The organism is Pedobacter sp. MC2016-05, assembly GCF_026239735.1.
In the GTDB taxonomy this organism is placed as follows: domain Bacteria; phylum Bacteroidota; class Bacteroidia; order Sphingobacteriales; family Sphingobacteriaceae; genus Pedobacter.
Genome location: NZ_JAPIVT010000016.1, coordinates 88,331 through 102,369 on the forward strand (window position 1 = coordinate 88,331; position 14,039 = coordinate 102,369).

Sequence of the window (14,039 nt, forward strand, 5' to 3'; positions counted from 1 at the left end):
GCTTCTCCAAAAGGACGAAGCTTTTGCTTTTTGCAGTAATTAATCTCACACATTATTCGCTTCTATTTTCGCTCTGGCTAATTTTGATGCGGACAGGGCCCTTGATATGATCCACATCAACAGGTATTCCTTTCTGTGTAATCACTACCTTACCTTCCCGATGCAAACCAATGGCCACGTCACGCACCTTTCCCATCTCCTTTCGCCACTTATCACCAAAAAGCATCCGGGCAATTTCCGAAGGACAGGTACTTTTATCTAGTCCACGTTTATCCGCCTCAGCTAAGATGGTTTTCGATATTTCTGATAGCATCACCATAAATGGATAACAAATGTATGAGGCTATTGCTTTGGAATACACACAATATTTCCTGAACTCCAAATAGACTAAGCTAATTTCCCCTCATCAGAAGCTTTCAATTGAACAAAGTAGTTTTGCTTTTTGATGCCGTAGCAGCCATTTTCTAAACAATTTATATTGGCCACTGGTTGTAATGATATGACCGATAAAAAAAGAACTGTTGTCATTACCGGCGCATCAAGTGGTGTGGGAAGAGCCATTGCACTTGCTTTCGCGGCGAATGGCGATCAACTCATCCTGGCTTCGAGAAATATGGCTGCCTTACAAGAGCTTGCCCAAGAATGTGAAACTCTTGGGGCGGAAGTTAACTGTATCCAAACTGATACCGCTCAATATCATGAAGTGATTAATCTGGCAGCGGCAGCGGCCGATTTTGGAAATACGATCGACGTATGGATCAATAATGCAGGCGTGCTTGCGGTGGGCGAATTCGACAAAACACCCATGGAAGTAACCGAGCAGGTGATAAAAACAAACTTGTTAGGCTACATGAATGGCGCACATGCCATCCTCCCTTACTTCAAAAAACAAGGCTACGGCATCTTGATCAATAATATATCCATAGGTGGGTTTTTACCCGTTCCTTTTGGGGTGGGTTACTCTGCCAGTAAATTCGGCCTGCGTGGATTTAGCGCCGCACTCAAAGCGGAACTTTCTGCTTTCAAAAACATCCACATATGTGATGCCTTCCCTGCCTTTCTTGATACTCCAGGCATCCAGCATGCCGCAAATTATACAGGCAAACAGCTTAAACCCGCACCACCAGTGTACGATCCCAACCGGATTGCTGCAGACATTTTAAAAATTTCACGCCACCCGAAACCTTCAACAATGATGGGCAGTACAGCCGTTTTTTTGCGTTATGCCTACGCACTCGCCCCAGGCTTAACAAGGGGAATAGCTGGTTATGTAATATCAGGATATTTAAAAAATGCGGCTGAGCTTCCCGCTACTAATGGAAATATTTTCAATACCGTAAAATATGGCAACGCTGTACATGGCGGCTGGGGAATACCTGGTAAACCACGAGCCCATCATAAATTTCTCTCTCTCGGTGTACTGGCCCTTGCTGCCGGAATTATGCTACTGAATAAATCTAAACGTTAAACAATGCCTATAATTTTATTTTTTGGCGATAGCTTAACTGCTGGATACGGCTTGAAAGATCCGCTGCGGGAATCTTTACCCGCACGGATCAGCGAGAAAATTGCCGCAGAGAACTGGAACTTTCAGGTCATCAATGCCGGACTGAGTGGCGATACCTCCACCACTGGTTTAAACCGGATTGATGCCGCATTGAATCAGGAAATCGACATTTTTGTATTAGAGCTTGGCGCTAACGATTTACTCAGAGGTCACCAGGCCAATATCCTGAAAACCAATATGCAGCAAATCTTAACTAAAGTAAAAACTAAATATCCCAAAGCAGATGTTTTAATTTTAGGCATGAGGCTTCCTGTATGGATTCCAGAGAACCGTGCTCCAGGTTACCGCACCATCTACCAGGAGCTTGCCCAAGAAAATAACTGCGAGCTGGTCCCATTTTTATTGGAAGGAGTAGAAGGGAAAAAGCACCTGAATATGTTTGATGGAGTTCATCCATTGGCAGCGGGTTATCAAATCATAGCAGATAACATTTGGCCAAAACTAAAATCAATGATTGTCAGACACCATGTGGTTAAAACATTATAGGTTTATTTCACATTTCTTCTGAGTTACGGGTTTAAATCACATTTCAAATTAAGTGTTACTCCAAGTTTTACCGATCGATGCTACCGACATTGATCTCCACAAAAAAACCGATAAAACTTTTTTTTATTTCACCATGTTGAAATAATACCAACAATTGAGACATGGAAAACATAAAACTTTTCACACTAATTACCGGAGCCAGTAGCGGCATCGGTTTAGAATTGGCAAAACTATTCGCTCAGGATAGCCACAACTTGATTATCGTAGCAAGAGAGGAAGAAAAATTAGCAGAAGCTGAAAGCCTGCTAAAACAAAATGGTATCGAAGTCTGGAGCATCAGTAAAGATTTTTTTCAGCCAGATGCAGCGAGTAATCTATACGAAGAAATTAAACAAAAAGGATATGAGGTGGATGTATTGGTCAATGATGCCGGCCAGGGAGTTTATGGAAAGTTCATTGAGAATGATCTGGAACGTGAATTGGACATTGTCCAGCTCAACATTTCATCGCTGGTTACCCTAACCAAATATTATGCAAAAGACATGGTTGCTCGTGGGACTGGCAAAATCCTGAATGTAGCCTCCATTGCAAGTAAAGCACCTGGACCATATCAAGCGGTTTATCATGGTACAAAAGCATTTGTCCACTCCTTTAGTGAATCTATAAGAAGAGAATTAAAAGACACTGGAGTAACAGTAACCTCGCTACTCCCTGGCCCAACCGATACAGATTTCTTTAATAAAGCCGACATGCTTGAATCAAAAATTGTGCAAGAAAGCAATCTAGATGATGCTGCAAAAGTGGCAAAAGATGGTTACGAAGCTTTACTTGCAGGTGAGGATATGGTGGTTTCAGGTTTAAAAAACAAAATGACAGTAGCCATGGGTAATATTACTCCCGACAGTATTCAAGCGGCGCAAATGGAAAAAATGCAGGAACCTGTAGAGCAGAAGAAAGATTAAATGATAATGGGCAACACAAACGCCATAAACAACGAAACAGTTTAGGTCAAAGAGTTATCAGTTGTATAGCTAATAATACCTGTAAATTATACTATTTTAGGTGTCATTAGTAAAAAGTTCATCCCGCCTCAATTAAAAGCTTTATCTAATAGGATAAGGCTTTTTTATTAACACGCTATAGACAAAGTACAACCACTTTCTGAACCGAACAGATGGAAAAGAGTATAAAAAACTGTTTATAATCTTACCTATCAGTGGTTGTAATTGAAATTAAATCGTTCCCATCAAATTGTTAAAATATAGCTATCTATTGTCAATTATCATTAACCCGTTTACTCAGAAACAAATTATTTTAGTGTAGTGAAACTACAGGCTCACTTAAGCCAATCGCATAGCATTTTAAAATGAAAATAACGTGCAGTGTCATAGGCATGTTGTCAGAAACCAGCAATATTAATAGTCTTACCGATTAGATAAAACTACCTAACTAATAATGAAAAAAAAACCGGAAAAAGCAATTATCACCCTGTTATTCATTCTTTTAATGGGATTAAATCTTTCTGCTCAGAGAAAAGATTATCCTATACAACCTGTAGCGTTTACAAAAGTTCACGTACATGATCATTTTTGGCAACCAAAAATGGAGGTAAATGCTAATGTTACCATTCCTTATGTAATTGCGCAATGCAGGGCAAATGGCCGTATGGATAATTTTTTAAGGGCAGGAAAAAAGTTAAGCGGGGATAGAATGAGTGAATTTCCGTTTGATGATACTGATGTTTACAAAGCAATTGAAGGTGCGTCATATGCGATACAGAATAAACCTAACCCTAAACTAGAAGCCTATATTGATACCCTAATTACCATTATCGGTGAAGCACAAGAACCAGATGGATATTTATTCACCTTCAGAACTGTAAATGCCAAGAAACCGCATGAATGGATCGGTGCTAAACGTTGGGAGAAGGAAGAAATTTTAAGCCACGAACTTTATAATGCCGGGCATTTATATGAAGCTGCAGTGGCCCATTATCAGGCAACCGGAAAAAAGAATTTCTTAAATATTGCCATAAAAAATGCTGATTTATTGGTTAAAACCTTTGGCAAAGGCAAAATTGCAGCTTATTCAGGTCACCAAATTGTGGAGATTGGTTTATCAAAGATGTATCGGATCACCAATAATCAAAAATATCTGGAACTGGCTAAATTCTTTCTTGATATAAGGGGGCCAAAAGGCGATCCATATAATCAGGCACATAAGAAGGTTATTGAGCAACACGAAGCTGTTGGCCATGCCGTAAGAGCTGCTTATATGTACACAGGAATGGCTGATATAGCAGCCTTGACCGGCGACACTCAATATCTTTCTGCTATTGATGACATTTGGGGAGATGTAGTTAACAAAAAACTCTACATTACAGGTGGTATTGGTGCTACTGGCGCTGGCGAAGCTTTCGGCGAAGCATACCAATTGCCAAACATGTCTGCCTATGCAGAAACATGCGCAGCCATTGGCAATGTTTATTGGAACGAACGGATGTTCCTGTTGCACGGTGATTCAAAATATATTGATGTATTAGAAAAAACGCTTTATAATGGTCTTTTATCAGGCGTTTCCTTAAGTGGCGATCGTTTCTTTTATCCCAATCCGCTGGCATCTATGTTTCAACATCAGCGTAGTGCATGGATTAGTTGTGCCTGTTGCATTAGCAACATGGCAAGATTTTTACCCTCATTACCTGGTTATGTATATGCACAAAACAAGAATGAACTTTATGTAAACCTTTACATGGGAAATACCAGTAAAATTGGACTTGAGTCAACTGATGTGGAAGTTGTTCAAGAAACAGATTATCCCTGGAAAGGCAATGTTGACTTAACGATTAACCCGGAAAAAACGGCTGATTTTACCTTAAGGTTAAGATTACCCGGATGGGCGAATCGAGAGGCCGCTCCTGGTGATCTATATTCATTTTTAGATAAAAAGGATACACCTATAACCATAGCGCTTAACGGTAAATCAATTACTTTCATCGCTGAGAAAGGTTATGCCATCATCAGCAGAAAATGGAAAAAAGGAGACCGCATTTCTTTGGTTCTTCCTATGGAGACTAATAAAGTGGTTGCCAACCGAAATGTTAAAGATGATGCCTCGCGATTTGTGTTGCAACGTGGCCCGATTGTTTACTGTCTTGAAGGGCCTGATAACAGGGATAGTGTGGTGCAAAATATTATGATCGATAAAAATGCAGTAGCTACTACAGCATACCAGGCAAACCTTTTAAACGGTGTTGATGTGATTAGTATTCCGGGGCAAAGCACTAAAAGACAGCTCAACAGTGATCGTTTGCTGATTTCAAATCAAAATGTGAATGCCATACCCTATTATGCCTGGGCAAACCGAGGCCCAAGTGAGATGACCGTTTGGATTCCTTATGAACAATCGGCCGCAAAACCAAAACCTGCACCAACTGTGGCAAGCATGAGTAAAGTGTCATCATCAGTTAAAAACAGCAGAATGTTCGCTGCAATTAAGGATCAGTATGAGCCGGCAGATTCAAAAGATACCAATTATCCTTACCTGCATTGGTGGCCTGCAAAAAATACCAAAGAGTTTATCCAATACGATTTTGCTTCAACACAAAATGTCAGCGAATCAAAAATATATTGGTATGATGATAGTCCGTGGGGCGGATGCAGAATTCCAGCATCTTATAAACTGTTTTACAAAAATGGAGATCAATGGATTCCAGTAGAAATGATTTCCCCTCTAGAAATTAGTAAAGATAAATTTAATATCGCAAAATTTAAACCTGTGAATACAACTGCTTTGAGGATGGAGATACAACTGCCGGCAGAGCATGCAGCTGGTGTCCACGAGTGGGCAGTTAAATAGTGTTGTTTAAATCTCATTTCTAACTCCCTGTTTCTTATATAAGGCAGGGAGTTTTTTGGTTCTTGTAGTATTGGTTAATACTTATCTGATAATATTAATCCTTCACCCGCTAAAGGGCTTCTAAAGATAACTACCGAAACCCCACTACTTATCTTTCCTTATAAGTAATTCATACAAAAGACATTAGAAAGGTTAAAAAACGATTTGAATCAGGTAAAATATTCGAAATTTCCACTGCTTTACAACGGTAAATTTATAAACGTTAAACTAACATTTAAACTAACCGATAAGCTAATGAAATTAAAATTTACTTTGAGCCGAAGTAGGTTATTGGGTATCATCATTTTTCTGCTGATACCTTTTCTCACCTTCGCGCAAACCAAAATTACCGGTACGGTAACTGATGGCAACAAGCAAGCCATACCAGGCGCTTCCATCAAACAAAAGGGCACAACCAACGGAACATCCTCTAATAACAAGGGCAATTTCTCCCTTACTTTGAGAGAGGGATCGCCCCTTCTGGTTATTTCCATTGTGGGTTATAAACCCAGAGAAGTTTCTACTACAGGTAAAACGAGTATTAACATTGAACTTGCGGAAGATGATAACTCCCTACAGGAGGTGGTAGCCATTGGTTACCAGAATATTCAGCGGAAAAACACAGCGGGAGCCATTTCTTCAGTAAAAGGTAAAGATTTTGAAAACACTCCTTATTCTACGTTCGATGCCATGCTTCAGGGGAGAGTAGCGGGATTAACAGTATTAAGTACCTCAGGCGAACCTGGCGGAAATAATATTGTAAATATCAGGGGGGCCAGTAATGTAAACCTGGGACAAACCAGCTCTCCGCTATATGTTATTGATGGCGTAATTTATGATGTAAACGATATTAGTTCAGCTTATGGCAGCAGTCCGCTTCAGGCCATCAACCCCAATGATATCGAATCGGTTGATGTACTTAAAGATGCTTCAGCTTCTGCTGTTTATGGCGCAAGGGCTGCAAATGGAGTTATTATCGTTAAAACCAAACGTGCTGTTGTAGGGGCACCCCCCCAAATCAGGCTTTCCAGTTATTTTGGTATTGCGAATAAGCCTGCATTAAAACCGATCCAAACGGGTGCCGCAGAAAGACAACTTAAAATGGATTTGCTATATGGCGGCAACGGCAGTTACGACAGGTTAAAAAACCTGAACATGATGCTTACCGATAGTTTAAACAGCGCATTTAACAACAACACCGATTGGCAAGGTCTGTTTCTTCAGACCGGAAACATCAGTAACATTGATGCAAGTGTGGCTGGAGCAACCGATAAATATCAATATAGATTCTCATTTAACCGCTACTATGAAGAAGGCGTAATGAAAGGTTATGATATTACCAGAATCACTCCGAGTTTATTCTTTCAGGTATCGCCTACTAAAAATTTATTGGTACAAACCAATTTGTTTGTGGGGCTTACTAAAGCTAAACACGGCCAGGGTGATGGAACGAAATATCCTTTTACTACCTGGGGATTCCCTTCTTCATTCTGGAGCATTGGAGAAGTAGAACAGGCATTATATTCAGGCCGGTACGATGAACTTCGGGATGATGATCGAACGACAAGTTTAAATGGAAATACAATGGCACAATACACCATTTTACCTGGCCTCAATTTAAAAAGTACAATTTCCTACAATGTGATTAACAATACCAGAAGCTATTTTACACCAAGTTTGTTGAGCGGAAGCGGCCAGAACGAGGCTTCTGGAGCGATAGAGCAAACCAACAGGTGGGAATTGGAAAACACGCTTAATTATTCCAAATCGTTAAAAAGCGGTCATAATTTCAACGCAATCCTGCTTCAGGGTATGGAGCGCAATGTGGCCAACAGTACATTTAGCAGAAGTATAGGAAACCCTGATGCGGTAAAAACAGTAACAGGTATTGCTGCTGGCCCTAATTTATCTGTAAGCAATGTGGTACAGCAACGCTCTCGCCTATCGTGGATGGGAAGTTTTGTTTATGACTACAAAGGTCGCTACCTGTTTCAGGCGGTTTATCGTGCCGATGCTTCCTCACGGTATAGCGAAAATAACAGATGGGGTTCTTTTCCATCGGTATCAGCCGGATGGAATGCCTCTGAAGAAAGTTTTTTCAGCCCTGCAAAAGACATTGTTTCCTACTTAAAGTTGAGGGCTAGTTACGGTATTACAGGTAACGATCCCGGTGCTTATTATGCCCAGTATCAATCGTTAATTTCAAATGCCAACTACGGCACCTCGGTGCTTGGCAATGGCGTCTTCGGCGCTCAAACTACCTATAATGGTACTCAGGTTTTATATCCCGATTATTACGGAGCAGCTTCTGCCACTTCCATTAGCTGGGAAAGAAGTCCCCAGTTTAATGCAGGTATTGATCTTGGATTTTTTAAAGATCGGATTAGTTTAACTGCTGATTACTACATCAGAGATTCTAAAAGTAAGGTTTTCGATGTTGGAGTTCCCTTAACTACTGGCTATTCTTTAATTTCCAATAACTACGTAGATCTGAGAAACACAGGGATAGAATTTACTTTAACAACCAGAAATTTAGGACCCAGATCTAAACTACAATGGACCACTAATTTTAATATTGCTTACAATGATAATTACATTATAAAGCTACCAAATGGAGGCAGAGATTTTACTTTCGGTCCGCCTTGGTTACAACAAACCTTAAGCGTAGGAGAACCACTTTTTACCTATAAAGTTTGGGATGTGAATGGTATTTATTCCCGAGATTCGGATGTTCCTGTAGATCCAAAAACCGGAAGAAGAGTTACGCAATTTGGTGGCGCACAATTTAGTGCCGGAGATCCTGCAAGAGTTGATCAGAATGGAGATTATAATATCGATTATCTGGATTATGTTTCTTACGGAAACCCAAATCCCGATATCACCGGAGGGATGAACAACTCATTCTCCTATAAGGGATTCTCTTTAGATGTGCTGGTTACCTTTATTTCAGGCAGAAGCCTGCGTAACGGTTACCTGTCGGATAAATTTCAGGATGCAGGCACTTCAGACCCCTACTTTCTTTGGGGCCCACGTTCAGGTCCAGCTTCTAACTTTAATGTAAGCGATTTCTGGAACAAACCAGGCGATGTAGCCAAATATCCAGGTTTGATTACCAACAATGTCGATAAATGGCACATTGGCCAGAGCATGTTTATTGAGGATGCTAGTTTTCTTCGCATCAAAAATATCAGGTTAGGTTACGCTTTACCTCAAAAACTGACTAAAAAGCTTGGACTGAATATGGTGAGGTTTTATGGGGTGATGGATAACGTTAAAGTTTGGTCTAAATCTACTGTCCCAGATCCGGAAGCGGTAGGTGCCGATGGATATTCCGGAGGAAATGATTATCCAATTCCTAAAAAGTACACATTTGGTATCGATTTAACTTTCTAATTCTACAACAATGAAAAAATTAACTATATATATATGCTGTGTAATCGGATTGACCACGGCAAGCTCCTGCCAAAAGTTTTTGGATGAAAAGCCCATCAGTGTATCCACCGATCTTACCTTTTGGAAAAATGAGGCAGATGCCGATAAAGGGGTGGCAGCAGGTTATGCCTTATTAAGAAAAACATTAAATAAAGCAGATGGAAATGCTTTCTATGCGTACGGCGATTTTCCAACTGATGAATTTTCGGCAATAGGCTCGTACCGATTTGATAACATAATGAGAATGGAATTGGGCATTTCCGTTCCGGCAGCCGATGTAAATGATAGAATGCAGGTAATGAGACGGTATGATACTTTCTACAGTGCAATTGACCAGGCCAACCGTTGTATCAAATTCATCCCTACTATTCCTGATAATAAATTTGCATCAACGAATATTAAAAATAACCTGCTGGGCGAAGCTTATTTTTTAAGGGCTTTCAATTATTTTTACATGACCAGAATCTGGGGTGATATCCCTGTAATAACCGAAACAGGGGCCATTGCAGATGCGGTAGATCTTCCACGAACAAAAGCAGCTGATGTACAAGCGCAATGTTTAGCTGATGTTAATCAGGCTATCTCGCTCTTAAGCTGGGATTATGCCAACTCCTCAAACCGTGCTGTCAGGGCAAATAAAGGATCAGCTTATGCGCTACTTGCCCACCTGTATGCCTGGCAGGGAGATTATCAAAATGCCAACCTTACTACAGATAAAATTATCAGTCAAAATTTTTATCAATATGTTAACAGGGATAATTATTTAAATATCTACAAAGGCAAATCAACTGAAGGCATTTTTGAAATTGCTCAAAGTGATGAAAATGAAGGCTATATAGATGGAATTACATTACTTACTTTGAAAAGCCCTTACATTACAAGTGTAACAGGCACTTCTATCGCTCAGCTTAATGCCACTACTTTGGCAAGCCTTTACAATACTCCAAATGATAAGCGTTACTCGAACGCATTTGCACTTACCAATACCACCAACCCCTTATGCATCAAGTACTCGAACATTACGTTCGTTACGGGACAAAACGTTGTCAGATCGGTAGCGCACAATAACATCATCATTTTCCGATTGGCAGACATTAAATTGCTAAAAGCAGAATCGCTCGCAGCTCTCAATCAGTTTTCGCAGGCTAGAACTGTACTTAACGAGGTTCGTAGCCAGGCCGGTATAGGCGACTGGGTAGGAACTGATGCCAACTTATTTGAAGGAATTATTGATGAACGTGGAAGAGAACTCTTTTTAGAAGGACAGCGGTTTTATGATTTGGTAAGATTGGGAAGAAAGACCGGCATCATGAAGTTTGGTGCAGAAAAAATGACCAAAAGCGATTTCGATGCCGGTAAATATTATTGGCCTCTTGATCCTGCATTGATGAATATTAACAAGAAACTCACCCAGACACCATTTTGGAGTTCAAAGATATAAGCACCATGAAAAATAAAATTTTGTGTTTTATAATATGCAGCCTGGGGCTGGCATATTTTGCAAGCTGTAAAAAGAGTGATTACCTGACTGATGGAGGTTTGAGCCAGGCTAAGTCGCCTTTAACTACTTATGAATACCTCAAACAGCATAAATATCATTTGTTTGATACCTTGATTATGGTGATTGATCATTATAACATGAAGGATGAGGTAAATGGAGCTGCAACTTTTTTCGCACCCACCAACCACTCCATTAATAACTATTTAAAAATAAAAAGAGATTCCGTAAGGCGAATCAACGAAAACAATACCTATACGCTTAGCGATATGTATCAACAGATCAATGCAGATTCGTTGCGTATTTACTTATCAAAATCGCGTATTGAGTTAACCTCAACCCCGCTTACACCTACTATTTTAGCCAATAATGCGAATACCAAAACTGCTGTTCAACGTATTTTGCAGCCAAAACCTGTCGAATCCTGGTCGTCGGCACCGATTTACTATCTGTTTTTTATTAAGGTAAGAGGTGATCTGGATCCGCCGAATTCAACTATTCAGCCTAATGATCCGAATACAGATTTAAAAGCACAGTGTCAAACTACAGGCATTGAGCCTTCATCGGGAGGAATGCTCCATGTGCTTAGTAATACCCATACGTTCATCAGATTCTAGTTTGGAATCGCAACAGCAAAAATCATGAATAAAAGATGTATAATCACGTCACTTTCTGCCCTGCTTTTGGCAGGCTGTTTATCCGGGTGCAAGAAGATAGAAAAGGGCTTCATTAGCGACTTTATGTATTACAGTCCTAATCCGCTTATTGCCACACAGGGAAACGTAACCAACTCCAAAGCCATCGAACTTGATGGAACCACTGGCCCCGTTACCGTTAAACTGCTGGCAGTAAGAAACTCTGATACGGGGCAGCCAGCACCCGATATGCTTAAAGAATTTAGCATTAAACAATTTCTAGCTCAGGTTACCAGTGCCGATTCTACAGTGGCTTTGGTAAATAAAAAAATTGTAATGAAACCCGCCTTTCCGCTCGAAGTGAGTGAAATTGGTGGCAGAATTTCACTTTCTCAGGCTACAGCCTTTGTACCTACAGGAAATTACGTAATTGATGTGCAGGTATCAAATATAAAAGGCACACGCGAAATTTTGAATGCTTGCAAAATCCAGTTGTTACCAAAAACACATTTCACACTTGATTCTGGCCCGTTTTTCACCACTTCTGATGCGACAGCAGAAACCGGTTTTAGCGGACAAGCGCCCCTACCTATTACCATCACCTACGATAACAAAGGCCCTAATAAAATCCGTTTTGTCTTCTTAGATAAAAACGGAACTGCATTCGATCCATCGGCGGGCCAGGTAACGACCAGGGGTGATAGAGGAAACTTTTCACAAATGAATCCTTACTACCCATTGGTAAGAACAAGTACTGCTTTGGAATGGGAATTTATTGATTTACCAAATGGGTTTCCAATAAAAGATGGTGCCAATGGAACAGGCAATTATTATAGAATTCCGGCAAGGTTTACCGAAGAAAATAGAAATGCAAACCCTGTTTTTTTCGGCTTTAAAGCATTGTCGCCAGGAAGTTATACAGTAACGATCCAAATCCCTGCTATAACAAAAAAACTTTAATAACTCACTCAACGGTTAAACCCAGGTCGGATAATAACGATTCTGGGTTTTATATTCACGCTAAACGCAATCTATAAGCTTCACATTAACAATCTCTTATGTACCACACCTCGTCCTTCGCGTTCCGAATAAAACCATTTTTAGCTAAACTAAAAACCAACCTTCAAGTGTTAAGCATATTCCTGACAAGCTTTACAGTTAATCAAAAAGTATTAAGCCAGCAAGTTAAACCGCAGCCATATAAAGTTGATTTTAAAAAGCAGCGATATATTCCAGCCAAAGTATGGATGGTTCCTAAAGGGAATGATTTTAATAATGAAGAAAGTGAATTTAGTTACAAAAGAATGGCTGAATCTGATGATATTGCTATTTTCTGGTCAAAGGAATTTGGATCGGATCTATCCAAAAACCCCGATTCTTCACTCCGTTTAGACATCAATCAGATTTTAAGGGAATGCGATCGATTTTATAATTTTTATGTAGATAGTTTGAGTTTTGTGAATAAGGGAAAATCGGTAACTGATAGATATAAACTGTTGATTTTTGTTTTTAAGGGAAAAGAAGGTACCGCTTTCGGTGGCGGTGAGGATAAGAAAGTGGGCATTGCCTGGACTCCCCTTTCGAGGATCAGCAAAGCGCCGTTTGGAGCACTGGCTCATGAAATTGGGCACTCTTTTCAATATCTGGTGCACGGCGATGGTGCCTGGGCATTTACTTCATCACCGAAAGGCAGCCAAGGCCAGTCCATTTTTGAAATGACATCGCAATTTATGCTTTGGCATGTTTATCCCGAATGGAGAACCTTTGAAAACTACCATTTAGAGGCTTACCTTAAAAAAACACACTATGCTTTTTTGCATGAAACCAATCAATATCATTCTCCTTATGTGTTGGAATACTGGGCAAACAAACATAGCGTTAAGTTCATTGGTAAATTGTGGCAAAATGCGCTAAAAGGTGAAGATGCTGTAATGGCTTATAAGCGACTAACAAATATCAGTCAGTCGAAATTTAATAATGAAATGCATGAAGCAGCAACAAAATTTCTTACCTGGGATTTGGATCAGGCTAAAAAATCAACTCAATCGTACACCAATCAACATAAAACGGTTTTAGATTCTCTACCGAATAAATGGCTCAGAATATCGCCTGTTAATTGTCCACAAAATTACGGCTTCAATGGTATACCGCTAAGTATTCCGGCAAAAGGCACACAAATTAAGCTTAATTTTCAAGGAATAGCCGGAGCAGATGGTTTTAGAAAGATCAATACCGAAAATGCTGGTTGGCGATATAGTTTCGTTGCTTTGAAAAAAGATGGAACCCCTGTTTATGGAAAAACCCATGAAGATACAAAAGGTTCGATAAACTTTACTATTCCAGATCAAACACAATTTTTATGGCTGGTAGTAAGCGGAGCGCCAACCAAACATTGGGAGCATATTACCGACGGTAAAGATGAAAATGATGAACAATGGCCATATCAGATTAAACTAAGGGGTACCACCCTTTTAAAATAAGTTTTAAAAAATTACGGGGATTTTTTTCTCTATCATTATACCGG

The 14,039-nt window shown here is 40.0% G+C and carries 10 protein-coding genes; 9 read left to right on the forward strand and 1 reads right to left on the reverse strand.

The annotated features are described in order from the left end of the window. Positions 1 to 52 precede the first annotated feature (52 nt). A complete protein-coding gene (locus tag OQZ33_RS18135) occupies positions 53 to 313 on the reverse strand; it encodes a DUF3253 domain-containing protein (protein ID WP_265800652.1) in 261 nt (86 codons plus the stop codon). Between the two features lie 186 nt (positions 314 to 499). Between OQZ33_RS18135 and OQZ33_RS18140 the strand changes: the two genes are divergently transcribed. The 9 genes from OQZ33_RS18140 to OQZ33_RS18180 all read left to right on the forward strand — a co-directional run bounded on the left by OQZ33_RS18140 (position 500) and on the right by OQZ33_RS18180 (position 13,995). Further along, complete coding sequence (locus OQZ33_RS18140) at positions 500 to 1,468, forward strand: SDR family oxidoreductase (protein ID WP_265800654.1); 969 nt, start codon at positions 500 to 502, stop codon at positions 1,466 to 1,468. A 3-nt stretch (positions 1,469 to 1,471) separates the two neighbouring features. Next, positions 1,472 to 2,053 (forward strand): arylesterase, encoded by a 582-nt coding sequence (locus OQZ33_RS18145; protein ID WP_265800655.1) that lies wholly within the window; start codon positions 1,472 to 1,474, stop codon positions 2,051 to 2,053. A 161-nt stretch (positions 2,054 to 2,214) separates the two neighbouring features. Then, positions 2,215 to 3,015, forward strand: a complete 801-nt coding sequence (locus OQZ33_RS18150; RefSeq protein ID WP_265800657.1) for an SDR family NAD(P)-dependent oxidoreductase — start codon at positions 2,215 to 2,217, stop codon at positions 3,013 to 3,015. Positions 3,016 to 3,508: 493 nt separating this feature from the next. Further along, entirely contained in the window at positions 3,509 to 5,911 is a 2,403-nt protein-coding gene (locus tag OQZ33_RS18155; protein ID WP_265800658.1) for a glycoside hydrolase family 127 protein, read from the forward strand. 294 nt (positions 5,912 to 6,205) lie between these two features. Further along, the gene (locus tag OQZ33_RS18160; RefSeq protein WP_265800659.1) at positions 6,206 to 9,343 is read left to right on the forward strand and encodes a SusC/RagA family TonB-linked outer membrane protein; all 3,138 of its coding nucleotides are present in this window, start codon (positions 6,206 to 6,208) and stop codon (positions 9,341 to 9,343) included. A 10-nt stretch (positions 9,344 to 9,353) separates the two neighbouring features. Beyond that, positions 9,354 to 10,823, forward strand: coding sequence for a RagB/SusD family nutrient uptake outer membrane protein (locus OQZ33_RS18165; protein ID WP_265800660.1), 1,470 nt, complete (start codon positions 9,354 to 9,356; stop codon positions 10,821 to 10,823). A gap of 5 nt (positions 10,824 to 10,828) precedes the next feature. Next, a complete protein-coding gene (locus tag OQZ33_RS18170; RefSeq protein WP_265800661.1) occupies positions 10,829 to 11,497 on the forward strand; it encodes a hypothetical protein in 669 nt (222 codons plus the stop codon). Positions 11,498 to 11,521: 24 nt separating this feature from the next. Then, positions 11,522 to 12,475 (forward strand): hypothetical protein, encoded by a 954-nt coding sequence (locus OQZ33_RS18175; protein WP_265800663.1) that lies wholly within the window; start codon positions 11,522 to 11,524, stop codon positions 12,473 to 12,475. A 98-nt stretch (positions 12,476 to 12,573) separates the two neighbouring features. Continuing rightward, complete coding sequence (locus OQZ33_RS18180; RefSeq protein WP_265800664.1) at positions 12,574 to 13,995, forward strand: DUF6055 domain-containing protein; 1,422 nt, start codon at positions 12,574 to 12,576, stop codon at positions 13,993 to 13,995. The last annotated feature ends 44 nt before the right edge of the window (positions 13,996 to 14,039 follow it).